19 protein-coding genes and 1 pseudogene are annotated in these 20156 nt (G+C 60.2%); 7 read left to right on the top strand and 13 right to left on the bottom strand.

Annotated elements, in window-relative coordinates:
- Positions 1-33: 33 nt before the first annotated feature.
- Entirely contained in the window at positions 34-2526 is a 2493-nt protein-coding gene (locus SLG_RS13420) for an ABC transporter permease (RefSeq protein WP_014077027.1), read from the top strand.
- On the opposite strand, the gene SLG_RS13415 is transcribed toward SLG_RS13420, so the two are convergent.
- Both SLG_RS13415 and SLG_RS13410 read right to left on the bottom strand, forming a co-directional pair.
- Positions 2517-2783: a hypothetical protein gene (locus tag SLG_RS13415; protein ID WP_014077026.1), complete on the bottom strand. Its 267-nt coding sequence runs from the start codon at positions 2781-2783 to the stop codon at positions 2517-2519. The genes SLG_RS13420 and SLG_RS13415 overlap by 10 nt on opposite strands.
- Before the next feature lie 177 nt (positions 2784-2960).
- Positions 2961-3791, bottom strand: a complete 831-nt coding sequence (locus tag SLG_RS13410; RefSeq protein WP_014077025.1) for a 23S rRNA (adenine(2030)-N(6))-methyltransferase RlmJ — start codon at positions 3789-3791, stop codon at positions 2961-2963.
- A 291-nt stretch (positions 3792-4082) separates the two neighbouring features.
- On the opposite strand from SLG_RS13410, the gene paoA reads away from it, so the two are divergent.
- The 3 genes from paoA to paoC are packed head-to-tail and all read left to right on the top strand — an operon-like array spanning position 4083 to position 7871.
- Positions 4083-4718 carry an aldehyde dehydrogenase iron-sulfur subunit PaoA gene (paoA, locus tag SLG_RS13405; RefSeq protein WP_014077024.1) on the top strand — a complete coding sequence of 212 codons (636 nt, stop codon included), beginning with the start codon at positions 4083-4085 and terminating at the stop codon, positions 4716-4718.
- Entirely contained in the window at positions 4715-5665 is a 951-nt protein-coding gene (locus SLG_RS13400) for an FAD binding domain-containing protein (RefSeq protein ID WP_014077023.1), read from the top strand. Before paoA ends, SLG_RS13400 begins: the two co-directional genes overlap by 4 nt.
- A 4-nt stretch (positions 5666-5669) precedes the next feature.
- Entirely contained in the window at positions 5670-7871 is a 2202-nt protein-coding gene (gene paoC / locus SLG_RS13395) for an aldehyde oxidoreductase molybdenum-binding subunit PaoC (RefSeq protein ID WP_014077022.1), read from the top strand.
- A gap of 122 nt (positions 7872-7993) precedes the next feature.
- Here paoC and SLG_RS13390 read toward each other — a convergent pair whose 3' ends face one another.
- Positions 7994-8563 carry a tyrosine-type recombinase/integrase gene (locus tag SLG_RS13390; RefSeq protein WP_014077021.1) on the bottom strand — a complete coding sequence of 190 codons (570 nt, stop codon included), beginning with the start codon at positions 8561-8563 and terminating at the stop codon, positions 7994-7996.
- A 1198-nt stretch (positions 8564-9761) separates the two neighbouring features.
- Here SLG_RS13390 and SLG_RS21445 point away from each other — a divergent pair.
- From SLG_RS21445 to SLG_RS22370, 3 genes are all read left to right on the top strand, one after another.
- A complete protein-coding gene (locus tag SLG_RS21445) occupies positions 9762-10712 on the top strand; it encodes a retron St85 family effector protein (RefSeq protein WP_014077020.1) in 951 nt (316 codons plus the stop codon).
- A 17-nt stretch (positions 10713-10729) separates the two neighbouring features.
- On the top strand, positions 10730-11644 hold the full coding sequence (locus SLG_RS20995; protein WP_158512724.1) for a retron St85 family RNA-directed DNA polymerase: 915 nt from the start codon (positions 10730-10732) through the stop codon (positions 11642-11644).
- Between the two features lie 130 nt (positions 11645-11774).
- Positions 11775-11903: a hypothetical protein gene (locus tag SLG_RS22370; RefSeq protein WP_269453882.1), complete on the top strand. Its 129-nt coding sequence runs from the start codon at positions 11775-11777 to the stop codon at positions 11901-11903.
- Between the two features lie 211 nt (positions 11904-12114).
- Here the strand turns inward: SLG_RS22370 and SLG_RS13385 are convergent, their stop codons facing one another.
- The 10 genes and pseudogenes from SLG_RS13385 to SLG_RS13350 form a co-directional block, all read right to left on the bottom strand.
- Entirely contained in the window at positions 12115-13173 is a 1059-nt protein-coding gene (locus tag SLG_RS13385) for a nucleotidyl transferase AbiEii/AbiGii toxin family protein (RefSeq protein WP_014077018.1), read from the bottom strand.
- Positions 13170-13841, bottom strand: coding sequence for a DUF6088 family protein (locus SLG_RS13380; protein ID WP_014077017.1), 672 nt, complete (start codon positions 13839-13841; stop codon positions 13170-13172). Before SLG_RS13380 ends, SLG_RS13385 begins: the two co-directional genes overlap by 4 nt.
- 511 nt (positions 13842-14352) lie before the next feature.
- Entirely contained in the window at positions 14353-14595 is a 243-nt protein-coding gene (locus tag SLG_RS21775; protein ID WP_158512723.1) for a hypothetical protein, read from the bottom strand.
- 137 nt (positions 14596-14732) lie between these two features.
- Positions 14733-15527 carry a hypothetical protein gene (locus SLG_RS13375; protein WP_041392031.1) on the bottom strand — a complete coding sequence of 265 codons (795 nt, stop codon included), beginning with the start codon at positions 15525-15527 and terminating at the stop codon, positions 14733-14735.
- A gap of 13 nt (positions 15528-15540) precedes the next feature.
- The gene (locus tag SLG_RS21440; protein ID WP_269453900.1) at positions 15541-15801 is read right to left on the bottom strand and encodes a DUF1810 family protein; all 261 of its coding nucleotides are present in this window, start codon (positions 15799-15801) and stop codon (positions 15541-15543) included.
- A gap of 2 nt (positions 15802-15803) precedes the next feature.
- The gene (locus SLG_RS13370; protein ID WP_014077015.1) at positions 15804-16217 is read right to left on the bottom strand and encodes a c-type cytochrome; all 414 of its coding nucleotides are present in this window, start codon (positions 16215-16217) and stop codon (positions 15804-15806) included.
- A complete protein-coding gene (locus SLG_RS13365) occupies positions 16214-16570 on the bottom strand; it encodes an oxidoreductase (protein WP_014077014.1) in 357 nt (118 codons plus the stop codon). Before SLG_RS13365 ends, SLG_RS13370 begins: the two co-directional genes overlap by 4 nt.
- A gap of 539 nt (positions 16571-17109) precedes the next feature.
- Positions 17110-17744 (bottom strand): annotated as a pseudogene (locus SLG_RS13360) (formylglycine-generating enzyme family protein); the annotation flags it as partial.
- A 61-nt stretch (positions 17745-17805) separates the two neighbouring features.
- Complete coding sequence (locus SLG_RS13355) at positions 17806-19179, bottom strand: Fic family protein (protein ID WP_014077011.1); 1374 nt, start codon at positions 19177-19179, stop codon at positions 17806-17808.
- A 507-nt stretch (positions 19180-19686) separates the two neighbouring features.
- A complete protein-coding gene (locus SLG_RS13350) occupies positions 19687-20082 on the bottom strand; it encodes a hypothetical protein (RefSeq protein ID WP_014077010.1) in 396 nt (131 codons plus the stop codon).
- Between the last annotated feature and the right edge of the window lie 74 nt (positions 20083-20156).

Here is a 20156-nt window from a genome sequence, read left to right as displayed (position 1 = left end):
GAAAGACGGGACGGGAACGGGAAGGACGCAGCCATGTGGCGCAATTATCTGACGGTGGGCCTGCGGGCCCTGGCCAAGAACAAGGTCTATGCCTTCATCAACATCTTCGGCCTGGCGATCGGCATCGCCGCATGCCTGATGATCCTGCTCTATGTCCGCTATGAGAGCAGCTATGACGACTGGCTGCCGGACAATGACCGGGTGTTCCAGTTCCAGAGCTATTATCAGAGCCTGACGTCGTCCGACAAATTCGACAATCAGGGCGTGCCCTATGTGACCAAGGGCGCGCTGCTCAAGGATTTCCCGCAGATCGAGGCGGCGACCTATGTGGGCGGCGGCGTCGGGATCACCGTCCTCAAAGATGGGCAGGCCTACACGCCCGAGGACGGGCAACTGGTTGACAGCCGCTTCCTCGATGTGGTGGCGCTGCCGATGCTCCACGGCAATGACCGGGCGCTGGTCAGTCCCGGCTCGGCGATCCTGAGCGAGAAGCAGGCGATCCGCTTCTTCGGCACGACCAATGCGGTCGGCCGCACGCTCACCACGATCATCATGGGCGTGAAGGCGGACTATCGCGTCACGGGGGTCTTCAAGGATCTGCCCAAGAACACGCATATGGCGTTCGGCATGCTGCTGCGAGCCGACATGCCCAGCCTTTATGCGCAGGGCCATAATGAGGCGTTCCTGGAGAGCTGGGGATGGACCGCCGGCTGGGTCTATGTAAAGCTGAAGCCCGGCGTGGACGTGGCGACGGTCAATAGCCAGTTCGATGCCTGGAAGAAGCGCAACATCCCCGACAGCACGACCAACGGCCAGCGCAGCAACGAGGGCGACGGACGGACCTATGCGCTGGTGAATGTGCGCGACGTGCATCTGGGCAAGGCGCAGAACTCGGACATGACGCCGGGCAACGACCGGACCTCGATCGCTACCTTTTCCGTGATTGCCGTGCTGATTCTGGCAATGGCCTGCATGAACTTCACCAATCTCGCTACCGCCCGGGCCGGGCAGCGGGCGCGTGAGGTGGCGCTGCGCAAGGTGCTGGGCGCCACGCGCAAACAGCTGATCATGCAGTTTCTGGGCGAATCCATCCTGCTCACTGCCATCGCCACGCTGGTCGCGCTGGCGCTGGCCGAGATCGCGGTGCCCTGGTTCGCGCATTTTCTCGATGCGGACATAGCGCTGCACTATTTCGGGCACGGCGGTCTCCTGCTGCCGATCCTGGCGCTAGTGCTGCTGGTCGGCGCCGCCGGCGGCCTCTATCCCGGGCTGTATCTCTCGCGCTTCCAGCCGGCGCGCGTGCTCAAGGCCAACAAGTCGGCATCGGAGGCGGAAGGATCGGGGCGGCTGCGCGGCATATTGGTCGTGGTCCAGTTCGCGGTTTCAATCGGGCTGATGGCCTGCACCGCCATCGTCTATGGTCAGACGCTCTATGCCCGCTCCGTTGACCCCGGCTTCAAGCGGGACGGGCTGCTGCAGGTGAACGGTATCGGCGCGACCAGCCTGCAGGGTCGCGAGGAAGCGCTGATCCAGCAGATTCGCAAGGTGCCCGGCGTGACCGCGGCGGCGCGCACGGGCATCGGCGTCAACACCGGCAACACCTCCAGCACGGTGGTGGGCGTGCCGGGTCAGCCCGAGCCGGTCCAGATCGGCATCTATGCGATCGACGCGGACTATTTCCCGACCATGCAGATCCGGACGGTCACGGGCCGCATTTTCGATCGCAATCGTCCTGCGGACGACGCGACCGAGCCGGCCGTGCCCGATCCCGAAGCGGCGCGGGCCATGGGGGCACGCGGCGCCAATATCGTCCTCAACGAATCCGGCGTGCGTCGCCTCGGCTACACCAGCCCGCAGGACGCGGTGGGCAAGATCATCGACTATGATCGCGGCGACGAGGGCGGCATCATGAAACTCACGATCATCGGCGTGGTGGCCGATTCCCGCTTCCGCAGCGTCCGCACGCCGATCGAGCCGATCATGTTCTTCGTAAACACCAACAACACCTACTGGCTCGATGTGCGCTACGATGGCAATCCGGCGGAGGTGCGCGCGGGCGTGGAACGTGTCTGGCGCAGCTTTGCACCGGATGTGCCCTTCAAGGCAGAGTTCAGCGATGCCATCATGGCGCGAACCTACCAGCGTATCGACGCACGGGCACAGATGTTCGGCATGTTCGCGCTGCTGGCGGTGGTGATTGGCTGCCTCGGCCTGTTCGGTCTCGCCGCCTTCACGGCGGAGCGGCGGACCAAGGAGATCGGCATCCGCAAGGTACTGGGCGCGGGCACGTTCGACATCGTGCGGCTGCTCGTGTGGCAGTTCACGCGGCCTGTGGTGATCGCCAACCTCATCGCCTGGTGGGCGATGCGCGACTGGCTCAACCAGTTCGACGCGCGCATGCCCCTGGGGCCGACGCCCTTCCTGCTGGCTGGCCTGCTCGCGCTGCTGATCGCGGTGGTGACAATCGCCGCCCATGCCGTGCGGGTGGCGCGCACCAACCCCATCAAGGCGCTGCGCTACGAGTGAGCGCGGCGCACCCGGCGGCGGCATTCCCTTGCGCCGCCGCCGGGAGGTCGGTTTGCGGCCTTGCGAAGAGCGCTGTCGGGCCGGTGACGTCCCCGATCAAAAGCCAGATCGAAACCGAGCCTTGTGCTGCGCGGCTGAAGCGGGTTGTTCTGATTGCCGTCCCGCAGCAGGAAGGACGAACCGAAGGCGAAGCGGTTGCCGCGCGTGTCGAGCAGACTGGTGAGACTCAGGCTGATGCTGCGCGTCTCGTCGCCCACCCGCAGTTCCAGTCCGCTGTCGACATAATTGCCCTGAAGCTAGCCGAGGATCGGCCCGACCCCGAGCATCGACTTGCCGACATAGCGAGCATAGCCCCGCACCAGCATGTCGAAACGCTGCGTGAGGTCGGTCTGGCAGCTGAAGCCGAGCCGCGCGGTGGCGTCGGAGGGGTTACATTAATCGCCCAGCCAATCGGTCGTGATCTCGCCCCTGTGCCCCTCCGGCGCCAGCGCGGCGCGCAGGGCTTCCAGCAGAGCCGGCAGCGCCTGCGTGAAGGCGTAGGGCTGGTTGACGATATAAAGGCCCGCGCCATTGTAGATGCCGGGCCGATCGGCATCGTACAACCAATGCTCGATGCACAGGAATTTCGGGATGCCGAGCCTGCGTAACTGCCCCTTCCAGCGCTGATGCATCGCGCGGTCTTTCAAGGGAAACCAGATCACCGTCACGCCATGCGCCCATTTGCGGTGGGCGGCGGCGAGGCTGGCTGTGACGCGGGCGCGTTCGTCCGGCTGCTCGTAGGGTGGGTCGACGACCACCACGCCGCGCGCGGTGCGGGGCGGCACCATCGCCAGCCACAGCTCGTAGGCGTCGCGCTCATGCACGGCAACCGATGTGCCGCGCATCACGTCGCGCAGGGCACGGGCGTCTTCGGGATGTTTCTCGTTGAGGATCAGGACATCCTGCGGACGCAGAAGCTGCGCCAGGATTTGCGGCGAGCCGGGGTAGAGGCGTGGCCCGGCCCCGGCATTTACCGCCTGTACGGCGGCGCGGTAGTCGTTCAGCAAGGGATTCGGATCGGAAAAGGCCCGCAGCACGCCCTGCACAGCCTCGCCGGTCCGTCCGGCCTCCTCGCCGCCAAGGTCGTACAACCCGCAGCCGGCATGGGTGTCGATCAGCGTCAGCGCGCCCGGTTTGTGCTGTAGGGCCCGCACGAGGGCGATCAGCAGGCTGTGCTTCACGACATCGGCGCTGTTGCCTGCGTGGAAAGAGTGGCGATAATTCATTGTGATACGCAATCCGGATACGAGTTGCCCGGCACGGACGCGAGGCGATTGAAGCAACACATCCGGTGCTCGTACAAAGTTTGGGGGAGCGATTAAAGCACGTCCGCGCGCGACCTAAAGTCTGCGATGGCGATCGTCGCGACAGGCGGAGATGCATGGATACGGCCGCATGGAAGTGCACGCGGGGCCACGCCTGTTTGCGATGCGGGATCGTCTGGAAGCCAATTCGCGGTTGCTGCGTTCGGCCAGCATGGGACTATCCAGTCAGCAGTTGCGAAGGACGATGAAGCCATGGATCGACCGGAGGAGTGGCGCGTCTCCCGACGCGGCGTGCTCGTTGGCAGCTCGGCCACGGCGGCGGCCATGAGCTTGAAAAAGGCCGATGCCCGGCGCCCCTTGCCGCAACCTCCCGCGGCGATGGTCGAGGTCGCGCTGAGCGTGAATGGCACGCTGCGCAGGTTCACGACTGATACACGCACAACATTGCTCGATGCGCTGCGCGAAGAGCTCAAACTCACCGGCACGAAGAAAGGCTGCGATCATGGCCAGTGCGGCGCCTGCACCGTGCTGGTCGACGGTATCCGGATCAACAGCTGCCTCACGCTTGCAGTGATGCACGATGGCGACGAGGTCACCACCATCGAAGGGCTGGGCACGCCGGACCAGCTCCACCCCATGCAGCGCGCCTTCGTCAGGCATGATGGCTATCAGTGCGGCTATTGCACGCCGGGCCAGATCTGCTCTGCGGTCGCCATGCTGGACGAGATCGCGGCCGGCGTGCCCAGCCATGTCACCGATAATCTGTCGGCCACGCCGCAACTGAGCAATGCGGAACTGCGAGAGCGGATGAGTGGCAATATCTGCCGCTGCGGCGCTTATTCCAACATTGCCGAGGCGATCACCGAAGTCGCGGAGGCCAAGGCATGAGGCCGTTCACCTATGAGCGCGCGACCTCGCCCGCCCAGGCCGTAACGGCTGTCTTGAGCCAGCAGGGCGCCCGCTTCATTGCCGGCGGCACGAACCTGCTGGACCTCATGAAGCTCCAGATCGAAACGCCGACCCATCTGGTCGATGTTCAGGATCTGAAGCTCGATCAGATCACGCAGGAGCCCGACGGCGGGCTGCGGATTGGCGCGCTCGTCACCAATACGGCGCTGGCGGCAGATCGGCGCGTGCGCAGCGATTATGCTGTCCTGAGCCGGGCTATTCTGGCCGGTGCGTCGGGACAGCTGCGCAACAAGGCGACCACCGGCGGCAATCTGCTGCAGCGCACGCGCTGTCCCTACTTCTACGATACCAACCAGCCCTGCAACAAACGTCAGCCCGGGACTGGCTGTGCGGCCATCGAGGGGGCATCCCGCCAGTTGGCGGTGATCGGCGGCAACGCGGCCTGCATCGCGACGAACCCGAGCGACATGGCGGTTGCGATGCGGTTGCTGGATGCGCGCGTGGAGACGGTCGATGGACAGGGCAATGTCCGGTCGATCAACATCGCTGACTTCCACAAATTGCCCGGAGAGACGCCGCATCGGGAAACCGCGCTGGCGCCGGGCGAACTGATCACGGCCGTGCTGCTGCCCAAGCCGGTTGGCGGCCGGCATTTCTACCACAAGGTGCGCGACCGGGCCTCCTACGCCTTTGCGCTCGTGTCGGTGGCCGTGATCCTCCAGGCGGATGGCTCTGGTCGCGTTGCAGTAGGCGGGATTGCGCCCAGGCCCTGGCGCGTGGACGCTGCGGATGCCGCGCTCCCGCAAGGAGCAGAGGCGGCGGCGCGGCACCTCCTCGCCGGCGCCACGCCGACCAGGGACAATGCATTCAAGATCGACCTGGTGGAGCGGACGCTCGCCGGCATCTTGCACGACGCGAAGGGTTGATGCCGTGAAGTTCGATGCCCCCGCCACCCAGAACCCGATCGACCAGCTCAAGGTTGTCGGCAGGTCTACCGATCGCATCGACGGGCCGCTCAAGACGACGGGGCGGGCACCCTATGCCTATGAACGGCATGACGTCGCCGCGAACCAGGCCTATGGCTTCGTCCTTGGCGCGGCCATCGCCAAGGGGACCATCCGGTCGTTCGACCTCATTGACGCCAGGGCCGCGCCCGGCGTGCTCTCGATCATCACCACGCTGGATCACGAGCCGCTGCCGCTCGGCGGCCAGAACACCGCAAACCTGTTCGGTGGAGCGACGGTCCAACATTATCATCAGGCAATCGCGCTGGTGGTCGCCGAGACGTTCGAGCAGGCCCGCGCCGCCGCATCGCTGATTCAGGTCGATTATGCCCGGGAAGACGGCAAATTCGATCTCGAGCGCGAGGCTGCCCGGGCCAAGCCTGTTCCGGATGAGGACGAGACCAACGAAGCCGGCGATTTTGCAGCCAGCTACGCCAGGTCCGAGGTCAAGCTCGACCAGCGCTACAGCACGCCGGATGAGAGCCATGCGATGATGGAGCCCCACGCCACCATCGCCGCCTGGCAAGGCGAGAAGCTCACCGTCTGGACGTCGAACCAGATGATTGCCTGGGGGAAACGCGATCTTGCCAGGGCACTGTCCCTCAAGCCCGAGCAGGTGCGCCTTGACTCGCCTTATGTCGGGGGCGGCTTTGGCGGAAAACTGTTTCTGCGCGCCGATGTCGTTCTTGCGGCGCTGGGGGCCAGGACCGTTGGGCGGCCGGTGAAAGTCGCCCTCACGCGCCCGCTCATGATCAATAACACGACCCATCGGCCAGCTACGCTTCAGCATATCCGGATCGGCGCGAACAGGGATGGGCGGATTCTCGCAATCTCGCATGAGAGCATCTCGGGGAATCTCCCGGATGGGGAGCCGGAGACCGTTGTCCAGCAGACCAGACTTTTTTACGCGGGGGAAAGTCGGGAAGTCTCCATGAAACTGGCGCAGCTCGATCTGCCGGAAGGCAATGCGATGCGCGCGCCCGGTGAAGCGCCCGGGCTGATGGCGCTTGAGATCGCCATGGATGAAATGGCTGAAAAGCTGGGGCTGGACCCTGTGGAGTTTCGTATCCTGAACGATACGCAGGTCGATCCGATGAAGCCTGAGCGTCCCTTTTCGGCGCGTCATTTCGTCGAATGCCTCAGGACCGGAGCGGAGCGCTTCGGATGGTACAAGCGCAAGGCGACCCCGGGCTCCGTGCGTGAGGGCCGCTGGCTCATCGGGATGGGCGTCGCGGGCGGTTTTCGCAACAATCAGCTGACCAGATCCGCGGCACGGGTCCGGCTGTCGCGCGATGGCAAGATCACCGTCGAGACCGATATGACCGATATCGGGACCGGCACTTACACGATCATCGCACAGACCGCTGCGGAGATGATGGGCGTGAACCTGGATGACGTCATTGTGAGGTTGGGCGACTCGGACTTTCCTGCCTCAGCCGGCTCTGGCGGCCAATGGGGCGCAGCCAACTCGACCGCCGGCGTCTATGCCGCGTGCATCAAGATGCGCGACCAGGTGGCGACGCGCCTGGGGCTGAACAACGCGGATGTGACTTTTTCGGATGGGGAAGTCCGCTCGGGCGATCGAGCTTTGCCTTTGCGCAACGCTGCGCATGATGGGGAACTCGTCGCCGAGGATGGTATCGACTATGCGAACGACTTTGCTGACCGTGCGCAGCAATCCACTTTCGCTGGCCATTTCGTCGAGGTCGCCGTCGACGCCTTCACGGGCGAGACGCGGATCAGGCGGATGCTCGCAGTTTGTGATTCCGGGCGTATCCTCAATCCAAAGTCAGCCCGAAGTCAGGTGATCGGTGCCATGACCATGGGCGCAGGCGCGGCGCTGATGGAGGAACTCGTGGTCGACAAGCGGTTCGGCTTCTTCGTCAATCATGATCTGGCTGGTTACGAAGTACCGGTCTATGCCGACATCCCGCACCAGGACGTCATCTTCCTTGATACCATCGACCCCTGGTCCACTCCGATGAAGGCGAAGGGGGTCGGAGAATTAGGAATCTGCGGGGTGGGAGCGGCGATCGCCAATGCCATTTACAATGCGACCGGCGTGCGGTTGCGCGATTATCCGATGACCCTGGACAAGCATCTCTCGCGCTTGCCAAAGCCGGTTTAGGCTCAGGACTCACTGATCACAGCCAAAAGATGACGGTGGCGGCCAGTGCGAGAGCAGAGAAGTAGACTGTTGGGGATCGATCATATCGCGCTCGTCCGTCAGCCAATACAGGTCGCTCATGATCAGTCTCCTAACGGAACCTGAATCACATCCCCTCCCGCCAATCCATGGATTCGGAGCCTAAGCCCGCTGCGCATGCGCCGTGCGCTTTCGTAGGCGCCGGTGGCTTCGATCCTACGCAGCACGGCGAGGGCCTCGCGGGGAGTGATTTGGGAGATCGGCAGACTGCCGATGACCGGATAGGCCTTGGAGAGCAGCCAGCGGATTTTGTCGATGGTAATAGCTGCGAGGCCTTCGCGCTCGCATTCCAGGAGCCATTCCTCCGCGACAGCGCTGAACGTGTTGGCCGCCGCATATCTCGCAGCGATTTTGGCGTGCTTCTTTTCGATCGCGAGATCGATGCCTTCCGCAATCTGCTTTCGGGCCTCATCTCGTCTGGCGCGTGCAGCGGCCAGGCCGATTTCAGGCCAGCGGCCGAGGTGGAGAGTCTTCTGCTTATCGAGGTACCGGTAGTTGAGGCGCCACAGCTTCGAGCCTGTAGGCTGAACGGCAAGATACAGGCCCTGGGTGTCGCGCAGGAGATAGGTCTTCGCTGCGGGCCTGGCGGATGTGATTTTGATGTGAGTCAGCATTGGAGTCTTCCCAGCAGGCCGGGTCGATCCGGGGACCATCGATAGCACCATCAGGGATGTTGTGCTGTTGATGGTTCTGACCGGACGTCACTGGACATTTAGCCGGCGATCATCAGGCGATTTATGCTGTAAAACCAGTGGCTTACTGGACGGTTCTGGACGCACTTAGCGGCCAGAAATGGTGCCCAGAAGAGCTTTCTGCGGGGCAGCCTAAGCGATTGATTTCGCAGTCAAATCATGGACTTGCGAAGCCGCCACGGGCAGCACTAGCATGCTTTCAATTCGCGGAAAAGGCCGGACGGCGATGGACGAACTGGTTTGAGTCCTTGTTCGGGGCCGGCCCGCGTCCGATCTTGGGACTTTGCTGCCGTTCACCTGTGACATGTGGTACGCCAGCTCTTATCAGAAGCCGACTCTCAACGTTCGCCCCACCGACATTTCAGAACGACAGAAGTGGCCGAAAGCGGAACGACTGCAAGCTGGCGCGTTGAATAGCACATGGCAGTAGGTACGTTCGTGGCTAACGCTGCAATTGAGATGAGAGCAAAAGAGTACGAAGATTAAGGGCAAAAACGATGGCCCCGGTGGGCGTAATGAGCACTATGATATTGGCGGCAGGAAGGACGTACCTCGGAGAAATGTCGTAGCCGAGGTGAAGCGCGGCGAACACCCCGACACGCATGTAGTGAAAATTAATGGACGCGAACAGGTGCGCGACAATCCAGATCGATCCACCAAGGATAATATCAATCGGTATAAGTAGACGTGCCAGACGATTAATGTCTTTTGGTCGACAGCGGGCAGGTCGATTTTCGAAATTTAATTAGCTGCTATCGACGAAGCTCCGAGTGATCTAACTCTGCTATGCCTTTAAGCTGCATCGAAGTCAGTCGACTCCCATACGCCGAGACTGCGGCTGAGCAGATCGATTTGACAGAGCATTCCGGCGATCAAAAAATAGCGACTTGTCGAAACGAACCTTTTTTCGTTATCGGTAGTGGCGGTTGACAGGGGGAATGAAGCTGATAGCTAGGACGCGCTTACGCGGTAAGCACTTCGGTGCTTGGTCTGGCGTTTCGCCAGACATCATTATATTGGCTAGTTTTTTGGCCCCACAAGAGAGCGCTGCGCGCTCGCCCATGGGGCCGCTCCGCTCGAACGCACAGCGCTCTCTTGTGGGGCTTGGGGTAAGCATTTAATGGCCTTGGTGCCATTTCTGGATAACTTGGACGGGGGTAAAATCCACGTCCAAGCTCCCACAGGCGTCATTTTTCTTTGTGGCGGCATGTTCACTGGCGTGGACGAGCCTAACCCCGTGTCGTTACGCGATGCGTTCCTGAAAATTGCGGATTTCCCAAGCACTCGATCCCGAAATGTTATTCAAGCCGAGGATTTTACGAAGCTCTCCGTTTTCTCCGAACATTATGAAAACATTCTGGAATTTGAAACTGACTTAGCGCAAATAACAGAATTGATAATTCTGTTTTGCGAAAGTGGTGGAAGCTTGGCGGAGCTTGGTGCTTTTTGCGCAATAGATGAAATAGCATCACGGCTATTTGTTATAGTCGAAGATAAGTACTGGTCTGATGACTCTTTTGTTAAGTTGGGCCCACTGACCTATCTGTCGAAGCGCCACGGTGATGACCGCGTCTGCGTCATTAGCAGTGAGGACATCATTAGAATAGATCAATATAGGGTTACAGCCGATCCCTCACGGTTAAAAGCATTACTTGAAGAGCCCATTAAATATCACGTAGAAAAAGAGAAGAGTTCTACGACATTTAATGAAAATAACCCTGGCCATATCATAAAATTAATAGTGGGCGTTCTGCAGGAATGGGGCGCGCTTACCATAAATGAAATTGATGAGGTTCTACTTCATCTTAACGTTTACGTTAAGACAGAGAAGATTAGGGCGTATCTCCTGTGCGCAATATCAGTGGGCTGGGTTCACGAAGTGCGTAGAGGGATCAAAACCTTCTATGTCGCTGCTGACCTTGAAAAGGACGCGGCGCAAATCAAAGCTGCCCCCCAAGCCCGAGAAAAAAAGAAAGAGCGCCGTCGCCTTTCAATACGTGAGCATTGGCAAAATGAAGACCAAAACCGCTGGGCGGGAATCCAGGCCGTTATGAGCGGGGCCGTACGATGACATTCTTGCTAAACTTGATGATCGAACACACCGGTCTTTCCCGCTCGGATATACTGTCAATCGCGCGAAATGCTCCGCAGCGGTATAAAACCTATACCATATCTAAGAGGAATGGTGGGAAACGAACCATTTCTCAGCCTGCTCGAGAAGTTAAAGTACTGCAGAAAATTTTGCTTGAACACGTGCTTTACAAACTTCCCGTGCACTCAGCAGCAACGGCTTACCGGCAAGGCATTTCGTTGAAAGAGAACGCCACTCGACATGTTCACAACGAAAGTATAAAGAAATTTGACTTCAAAGACTTCTTCCCTTCTATAAAGGGTCGAGATTGGATTAAATACTGCGGAGATCACGGAGTATTCGCCGATACTGTCGATGTCGGTTTGAGCACGCATATCTTATTTCACCAGCCAGCCAATTCCACGATATTAAGGCTTGCAATTGGCGCGCCATCCTCCCCGGCACTTTCCAATGTTCTCATGTTTGAATTTGACAAAATTATCACTGACGAGGTTGCCAAAGATGAAGTCATATACACACGATATGCCGACGATCTAACGTTTTCCGCTTCACGGATGTGGAACATGATTGACGTTCCTAAGGTTATAGCGCGCGCGATAAAAAATAATCATTATCCACGGCTCAATATAAATCCAGACAAGACCATATCTGCTACAAAAAAATACAAGAGACAGGTTACAGGTTTGATATTAACCAACGATGGCAAGGTTTCTCTCGGAAGAAAGCGCAAACGGGAGATAAGGGCGGAAGTGCATCGGGCACTTATCGGTCAGTTGACAAATGATCAATTAATGCATGTCCAGGGGATTTTAGCCTTCGTTGAAGATGTCGAGCCTGATTATTTGCGTAGGTTAGAAAGCTATTATGGCGCAGAATTTATACGCAACCTCAGGAAAAGGGTGCGGGAATAGATCCCGCTTTCTGCCTATATTTTCGCCGCCTTTGCGCGATTAGCCGAGCGCGCAGGAATCCTAAATTATCACCTTAAAATTGACTATTTTTTTATCATACGTTTTTGAAGCAAGTTGACGTCTCCTTGGAATGTACAAGAATGGCGTGTTGCTGACGATCCGCCTCGATGCGTCCCATCGACAGCTTCCGCCAGAAACGGACATCTCGGTGGCTAAACTGAACGACCGGCTCTGGTCGGAAGCAGCCGCAACCCGCTGATCACAGATGGCGACTGTCGCAATGAATAAGATGCCTCAGAAGGTCATCATTGGGCCGTGCCATGCCGATTAAATCATTGGGTATCTGGACGCCGGTAAACGAGCTTGGACCCCGCATGACGGGATGGTTCGAGTCTTTTCGGGCATCCGGCTGCTCTTTGTCAGAAATACGCCTACAAATTTCGGACAAAGGGCGAAGCCGCCCGCGATAATCAAGCAGCCGGTTCGTTCAGCGAGCGCTGGAGCGTTTCAACGGTCGCGAGGACGGCATCGAAGTCGGGCACATCGCCGAAGATCATGCCGGCCATGGCACCATAGTCGCGGCGGAGGTCAGCGATCATCGCATCGGTCGGCGTCAGGGAGAAGCTGCCGGGTTCAGCGTGAGCGAGGTCGAGGTCGCGGCTGTTGAAGAACATCCGGGCGTGCGCGACGCAATCCCTGCCGAGTTCTTGATTGGCCATTGCGGAAGCGCCCGCTCCGGCGACCATCAGTTGATGCACGTCGTAATAGTGGCGTGAGACGCGCTGGCCACCCGCACGCAGAACCTGGCGGGCGTCGAACCAGCGGCGGAGGCCATGGAGAATGACGACCTTGTCCCAGAAGGTCCGTTCCGCGTCGACGATGGTCACGTTGGCGACCGTTAGATCGAGGCCGGGCAGATCATCGGCGAGATAGGGAACGACACTATGGCGGGCATGAGGGTCGAGAGCGGATTTGGCCCCGGATTCTATTTTGACGGCTTTGCGGATGTAGCCATCGGACTCGGCGGTCACGCTTGGATACCAAAGGAGAAGGCTCTGTCCGCTTTCATCGTCCCGATCGAGTTCGACCTTCGCGCCTGCCATGCCCTCGCCAACTGCACCGGCTAGGGTCTCCGAAAGCTGGGCGAGCAGGTCTCCGCCTATGAAGGCTTGGCATGCCGCCTTGATGGCATCGAGTTTGGCCTGTCGCTTCTTGCCGGACATCTCCTGCAGCGCCTCGACGCTTGCGTCTTGGCCGATGTCTTCGCGAAACACCGTGATGTCGATGTCCTCGGAGAAACGTTGAATCAGGCCGAAGCCCTTCGACAGCGACGTACCCCCTTTGAACAGGAAGCGTGGGCCGTGGGACGCCGGACCGTTGAACAGCGCATCAAGGGTCCAGCAGACCCAGAAATCCTTCTCGATATTCTGGGGCGCCGTGCCGAGCCGCTGCCCGGCGCCGATGAACGCATCTCGTCGATCTGTTGGATCGGCCGCCAGGAACTGGGCGTAAGCGGCATTCATTGTCATGCTCGCTCGGCCTTCAGGCGGTCAGTCGGCGAGGTAACCGGCATCGTATTGCGCAGGATATTCTGCATCCAGAGCGGAAGCGTCAGCATATCGGCCTGGAGGTCGTTGACGATGTCGGCGCCGTGATCAGGGTGGGCGAAGATGTTGCGCAGACGCTTGGCAACATCCGGATCGGTATCGCCCCCGGCGTCATGCAACCAATGCAAGGCCTGAACGACACGCATCGCTGGCCGCCCAGCCCAATGAAGCCGACTTGGCGCAGTGGTTTTGAAATCGATCTTGAGGTTGCCGAGCGTGATGGGCTTCAATCTTGCATCGGTATGGACGACGATGCGAGCAGGGACGGCATCGGAAAGTCCTAGATCGTTGGCTGCGGTTACGCCATCGACGAGGATACGGGCTTGATCCCGGCGAGCCAGCGCATCGACGACGGCGCGCGGATCGGGGTGCGTGGGTTTGCCCGTGAGGGGGTTGAGTTTCGGCTTGTCATAGAGGCCGCGGGCAATCCTGCGAATGTCGCCATTGCGGGTCAGTCGATGGAGCACCTGATCGACGGCATCGCGAGAGCCAAGATCGAGAAAGTCCTGCGGCGTCCAGACTGAAGGCACACCTCCAGAGACCATCCGGCCCGATATGGCACCTTTGAGATCGAGACCCGGTCCGCGCATGCCAACTTCCTTTGTCAGAAACGTGTATACACATTTCTGACAAATTACAAGAGAGACAGGCGGCGTGGGAACGCAGCGCCATGCCGAACTACCCAGACGAAAGTGGACGTTAATAGATGAAAACGGACTCAGAAGATAAAATTGGGCGGATGGTCAAGTAACTGATCTATCAACCAAAATAATCAACTTTAGATTGCCGAAGCCAACTATAACATAATTTGGATTCGTGGAAAGGGCTGGATGTACTTGGATACTCAGTTCGAGTCCGGGGGCGGCCGTTCTACAAGTCACATGAATGGCCCGAAGAGTGGGCGATGTTCTCACAAACCATCCGCATGACCGCCGTGGCGTCGACGATGAGCAAGCGCCGGAGATAGCCATCCTCCTGTTTACCGATCACGCCCCAGCGCACTGTTACCCAACCCAACCAAGGTTGGGGTCGAGGGTTCGAATCCCTCGCCCGATCTGAAAATCAAAGTCTTATGGCGACGTAACCGCCCCGTCACGCGGCTCAGCCAGATTTGCGGGTCCACGGCGGGTCCACCATCAAGTCTCGTTCGGGCGTGCCCCATATTAGTGTGTCGGATTGAGCCGCCAACTTTCCTAAGTTCAAGAGGCTTGGGTCCTTTCGACATGGGTTGCCTTCACACTGATTGGCACCGTTGACGCGCGGGTTTTCCGCCACCTCAAGATCAACCGCGCCATCGCCACCAGATACGATCAACTGGCCAACAGCTTGCTCGGAATGGTCCATCTCGCCACAGCTAGATATTGGCTCAAATTTGTCCACGCCGCTTAGGACTATCCGCAGACGCTTAGGACTATCCGCAGAAAAGTTATCGCAATGAATCTCACGCGTTTTCCATCTTCAAAACGCTCTTGGCTCACGATCTACCGAGGCGCTTTGTAGGTCTCCTTCATCTCCTGCCAGCCATCAGGCGCCCTCCCGCCTTTCGGCACCGCAAGAACATTCCCATTACCATCGGTATACCCGGTGGACCCATAGGGGACGCGAGCCTGAACCCCGGCGCCGTCCATCGTGGTCCCCTCGTAGACGCCATCAACGGCACGGCCATGATTCCGGTCGAGGCTGTCCTGTCCTGCCTTCCAGTTGCGGTTCGTTGTGTCGTAGGACTCCTGCCGCGCCTCCTGAGCTGCTTGGCTTGCCGCACCTTGGGCTCTCAAGTTCGCCATACTGGCCGCAGCGTTGGAGTTCATCTGCGCTCGCCAGGCGTTCATCTGGGCCATGCCCGCCTCGCCTGCCTGCATCACGGTGGCGCTCTCGGAGTAGGCCGTGGAAATTTGGCCGGAGAGCTTGTCGAAGTCTCCACAGGCGTTGTGGTCGCCTGACTGGCACGCTCCGTCCAGTTGCGTGAGCTTAAGACCGTAGGAAGGCATCTGCGGAAGGACCTGACAGGCCAGATGGTTGCCACTCTGACACTGCTGCTGCCGGATTTGGGTGAGGCCATGGAGAGCCTGCTGGGCGCCGCTGAGCCGCGATGAGGAAGGCGGGAGGGCTTGGGGCTGCGGCGACCGGCTGGTCGTCGGCGACGCCTGCGTAGCTGCCTGACGGGCAGGAGTGCTGGCCCCCCCTCGTGTCTCTTCGGACATGAGGATCGTCGCCAGTGCCACGCCTACCAAGCCGCAACCGACGATGAACTTCCTTCCACTGGTCTTGTTGGTCATGATCCCGCCTCGCTCAAGGGCGCCGAGCGGCCCTCTTCAAACTAGTAAGCGGGAGGGCGGGGCAAATGCGGTCACGCCAATCTAAGCACTTCGCAATTTTCACGTCCGCGTCCAAAGTGCCAAGCACAGGGGCCGAGTCCCCTGTGCGCAAATCCTCGAACGCTCGAACACATTTACGGCAATGTGGTCCGAGCACGGGATGGTTCAGGAATGCGCGAACTTCATCGCGCGAACGGATTGCGAAATGCTGTCGCCCGGCGAAATTGCCCTGCACGTTCAATTACCATCGCTTTCCGCTTCAACCACGGCGGACAGGTCGACGAGATAGGTCAGGATTGCGGGTATATCGTCTTCCACCACCGGGGCGTGGAAAGTCGTTTGCATTTTCGTTATGATCGCCGTCCACTGCTTGCGGGAGAGCGGCGGTTGCGTGAGGATCATGCCTGCCGAGTGACAGGCGGTGCAATTGGCGCTGACGGCCGCCACGCCGGGTCGATCGCGGAATTCCTCCAGGTCGGCGGGAAGGTCAACCTGTTCGGACCGCAACGAAACGCTGCTTTCATTGGCGACTGACCTCGCCTGTGTCGACGGTGCCGGCGCATGGTCGGCTCGAGGGCGCACAACCACCCAGACAAGCGCCGCAAGCGCGAGCGCGAGGGTTGCAACAACTGCCAGGAACCTGCCTCTCATGACTGGCGCACCTCGATATGGGTGATTTCGACATTGCCCCGCATGTAGCCGCTCGGGTTCCACACGGGCCGCATGGGCTGCGTGACCCCGGCGCTGTTGGTGCAGCGTGTCATCAATGTCACTTTGCCCGGCGCCTTGAGAGGTACCTGCACTTCCCATTGTCGGAAGCTGTAGCGGCCGTGGTCCTTGCCAAGGCTTGCGGAATGCCATTGCCGACCGCCGTCGCTCGAGACGTCGACACGGGCGACACCGGTGTCTCCGCCCATGGCGATGCCGGCGAGGGGCAAGGATGGCCGGAAGGGAATGGCCTGACCCTCGGACAGGCTGGCGTTTGCACGGCTGCTGGAGGTCAATGGTGCTTTCCGCTATACACATTACAATACCGTGGGCGGTGTGACCACCTGGAAGGTCGGTGCAGTATATGAGCCGTTCGACGGGCTACGTCTGCGGGCAGGAGATAGGAATTCGCTGCGGGCCTGGCGGATGTGATTTTGATGTGAGTCAGCATTGGAGTCTTCCCAGCAGGCCCGGTCGATCCGGGACCATCTATAGCACCATCAGGAATGTTGTGCTGTTGATGGTTCTGACCGGACGTCACCGGACATTCAGCCGGCGAGCATCAGTCGATTTGTGCTGTAAAACCAGACGCTTGCTGGACGCACATGGCGTCCAAAAATGGTGCCCCCAGAAGATAAAATGGGGCGGGTGGTCAAGTAACTGATCTATCAATCAAATCATCGACTTGCCGAAGCCAGCTATAACATGATTTGGATTCGTGGAAAGGGCTGGACGTGAACGGACAGAGCGGTTCGAGTCCTTCTGCGCAGCCCAACCTCGCTATAGACCTTCGATTGATTTGCACAGTCGCTGGTAAAAACCAGGAGGCGAAGTTTCAGGATTTGCGACGTCGACTGGATCGCGCTGCAAGAGGAGCACGCACGATGCAGCGAAAGCCAATATAGCTCGTCGAACTGTCGATCGCCTGCGGATGGCGAGCAGCCGGGCGATAGCGCCGGCAGTAGCTTCCGCGCACAAATGGGACCCGCCTTTCAGGACTTTACGCGGAATGGTAATCCACGGTGCGACGGGATCAAGGCTCTCGCGCTTCAGCCCGCCTCTGGGGTTGGCCGGGACGCAGCAGTTGCCGCGACGTTTGGATTCGATCCGGGGCTGCGCGAACCAGTCGGAGGTCCATTCCCAGACATTGCCGATCATGTCGTACAGGCCATAGGCGTTGGGCGGGTAGCTCCGCACCGGAGAGGTGCGCTCATAACCGTCTTCCCGCGTGTTGCCGTGGGGGAAGGGGCCTTGCCAGTAGTTCGCGAGCATTTGACCGTCCGGCGCCAGCGCATCTCCCTAGGCATAGTCCGTCTCATCGCTGCCGGCGCAGGCTGCGAATTCCCATTCCGCTTCGGTCGGCAGCACCTTTCCGGCCCAGCGTGCGTAGGCGTCGGCATCCTGGTGAGCGACATGGACAACCGGATGGTCCTCGAGGCCTTCCAGGCTGCTTTCCGGTCCGTGAGGATGCCCGCGGTAGCGCTCGATCTTCAAGCGCAGGATCATCGGAACAGTCATGCCGGGCTCCAGATCAGACGCCAGGCCGCGAATTCCGACGGGCGGACTTGGTAGCGCGCGAAATTGCCCTCATGCAGCCCGAGCAGTTCCGTCTCTGCAACCTCGACGAACTGCTCCTGATCGCCCTCTGGGATTTCGTCACGCGCGGTTGCCGAGAGGTGCGCGCGCGCGGTCTTTCGATCCATGGGGCCGCGCACCACATCCCGAACGATGTCGCGCAAGCGCTCGCGATAGCGCAGGCGGAAGGGGTCTGGTTCACCCAGCGATTGGCGAACGGCCGCGTAGCGGGCGGCCGATCGCTCATAGGCCCACAGGATCGCTCATAGGCCCACAGGAAGACATCACGCAGCAGGGCGACATCGTTTCGCTCGTAAATCCCAAGGGTCGCGCGCGTGTAGAGATCGCCGGGAACATCGGTAAAGGACAGCGGCGCGAGGTTCGCCCTGATCATCGGGATGTTCGCGGCGAGACGGGAGACCCGCTTGTTTTCGTCATCGAAGGGCTGCAGATAGGGCAGCTGAACCATGACGAAGAACGCCTGCTCGAACGGGTCGCCGATCGCCGCCGCCGTAGCTAGGAGTTGATCGAAGCATGCCTCGATAAGGCCCGGCACCTCCAGCGGATGAAATGCCGAGCCGTCGATGCCGACGATAATATTTCGCAGCCGGCCGACGGCGGCCGGATCGGCCAGCAGGTTGTTGGCCAACAGCGCGTGTAGATTGAGGATGGTACAGCGATTGAACCCGATGTCGTCGGCATTGGCGACGAGAAACTCGATCGCGTCCTTGTGATTGAGGATCATCTGCGCTTCGAGCTGCCCGCGACCTTCGGCGGCCTCACCGAAATCCAGCAGGCGGCGCGTGTCGAGCAGAGAATAGGTATTGCCCTCAAGCCGGCTGGAATTCCAGGCGAGGTCGATCAACAGCCGGTTCAGAATTTGCTTCGCGTAGGTGCCGGCAGCTGCAGCCTCGATCTGGGGTTTGCCAATTGTTGCCAGCTGGGCGCGCTGGGCCTCGGTTAGATAAAAGGTCTCGTTTGGCCGATAGCCATCGAGAAAGGCGCGATCATAGCCGACCGGCTGTCGTGCCGCGACCGGCTGGCGGACATAGGCCAAGAGCGCTTGGCTCTCTGGCGACAAGGGGATCGCGTCAGCGGCTTCCGGCTCGGGGATCGCTTCCCCCCGGAGATGATAGCGCGCAGCGCGACCGTCGCCGGTGAGCCGCAATCGACCGGCATCGACGAGCGCGCGGAGGCGATATTGAAGGGTGCGGCGCGCGCCGGGATTGGCGAGCGCCGCGGCAATTTGCGCAGCTGAGGCACCGCCTGCGTGCTGCGCCACAACGGCTTCGATCGCCTCAAGATCGGCTTCGGGTATCGGTCGTGCCACGCGATCTCCTTAGTTGCGCGCAACCTGAATCGCGCAACTAAACGAGTCAATGCGCAACTATTCTGAGAATCGCGCAATCACGTCAATTTTCGCGCAATCTTAGTTGCGCGATGGTCCGTCAGTCGTCCTTGGCGGCGATATGCCTCCAGACCCGCCCCAAAAGCCCCGGCGGGGGTGGGCGGCGAGACGCGACCAGAGGAGGCCCGGCTTCAGCGGAGAGAGAACCCGTAGTGGCGCAATGGCATGAAGCACCCCGCGCAGCGGGGTTGCGCCCGCCGCGACGGGCCTCAGGCGGAAGCGCCGGCCACTCCCGCCGACAAGGGAAGGCCCACAAGAGAACGCGGCCGCGTCGACAGCACGCGGCGACCGCGACTACGTCAGCGATCGTTACCTTTGGCCGAGACCCGGATCACGGGGCTCGGCGGCACGTCAGGGCCGTAGAGCGCGGGCCGCGCCCTCGGGCGCGGTGACGCTTGCTTCGATTAACGCTGCGAAACGCGCTCCGGTCTATTTGACCACGAGTTGCCGCATGTCGGAAATGCGCTGCTCGATCTCCTCGTCGGAGACCTCGACCTGCAGCTTTTGCTGGACGAACTGGAGCCGTGCCTCATTCTCGCGCACCACTTCAGACCATGTCTTGATCCAGAACCTGAAATTGTCGCCATGGAGGAAAAGGCCGTGGGGCCCGTCCTTCTGGTAGATACGGCTGTGAATTTCCGGTTCGAATTCGCTCGCGACGAGAAAAAAGTTCCAGCTGGTATCAGTGTGGGTGAACTCCACCTCCTCCCGGATCGCGTTCACATAGTCCTCGACCTGGTCCAGCTCCTTGCGTCCCAGCTTCAGCAGCGGCCGCTTCAGCTCGATGAGCAGATACTCGCGTTTGCCAGCATCGGGATGCGGCACTGTCTATAATAGGAATGTTTCGTGGTTCAATTTCTGGCTGAAGGACGAGTTGCCAAGTGATCCCACCCAGCGAG

This window comes from Sphingobium sp. SYK-6, assembly GCF_000283515.1.
Classification (GTDB): domain Bacteria; phylum Pseudomonadota; class Alphaproteobacteria; order Sphingomonadales; family Sphingomonadaceae; genus Sphingobium; species Sphingobium lignivorans.
This window is presented reverse-complemented; position numbering and strand designations above follow the sequence as displayed.

Coding starts and splice junctions, on each gene's coding strand:
- SLG_RS13370 (WP_014077015.1), bottom strand. CDS start 16,217: ATGAGAGGCAGGTTCCTGGCAGTTGTTGCAACCCTCGCGCTCGCGCTT.
- SLG_RS13380 (WP_014077017.1), bottom strand. CDS start 13,841: ATGCGCGGACCGGGTCTCGATCTCAAAGGTGCCATATCGGGCCGGATG.
- SLG_RS21775 (WP_158512723.1), bottom strand. CDS start 14,595: ATGGACCATTCCGAGCAAGCTGTTGGCCAGTTGATCGTATCTGGTGGC.
- SLG_RS13400 (WP_014077023.1), top strand. CDS start 4,715: ATGAGGCCGTTCACCTATGAGCGCGCGACCTCGCCCGCCCAGGCCGTA.
- SLG_RS20995 (WP_158512724.1), top strand. CDS start 10,730: ATGATCGAACACACCGGTCTTTCCCGCTCGGATATACTGTCAATCGCG.
- SLG_RS21445 (WP_014077020.1), top strand. CDS start 9,762: ATGGCCTTGGTGCCATTTCTGGATAACTTGGACGGGGGTAAAATCCAC.
- SLG_RS13410 (WP_014077025.1), bottom strand. CDS start 3,791: ATGAATTATCGCCACTCTTTCCACGCAGGCAACAGCGCCGATGTCGTG.
- SLG_RS22370 (WP_269453882.1), top strand. CDS start 11,775: ATGTACAAGAATGGCGTGTTGCTGACGATCCGCCTCGATGCGTCCCAT.
- SLG_RS13420 (WP_014077027.1), top strand. CDS start 34: ATGTGGCGCAATTATCTGACGGTGGGCCTGCGGGCCCTGGCCAAGAAC.
- paoA (WP_014077024.1), top strand. CDS start 4,083: ATGGATCGACCGGAGGAGTGGCGCGTCTCCCGACGCGGCGTGCTCGTT.
- SLG_RS13375 (WP_041392031.1), bottom strand. CDS start 15,527: ATGACCAACAAGACCAGTGGAAGGAAGTTCATCGTCGGTTGCGGCTTG.
- SLG_RS13390 (WP_014077021.1), bottom strand. CDS start 8,563: ATGCTGACTCACATCAAAATCACATCCGCCAGGCCCGCAGCGAAGACC.
- SLG_RS13385 (WP_014077018.1), bottom strand. CDS start 13,173: ATGACAATGAATGCCGCTTACGCCCAGTTCCTGGCGGCCGATCCAACA.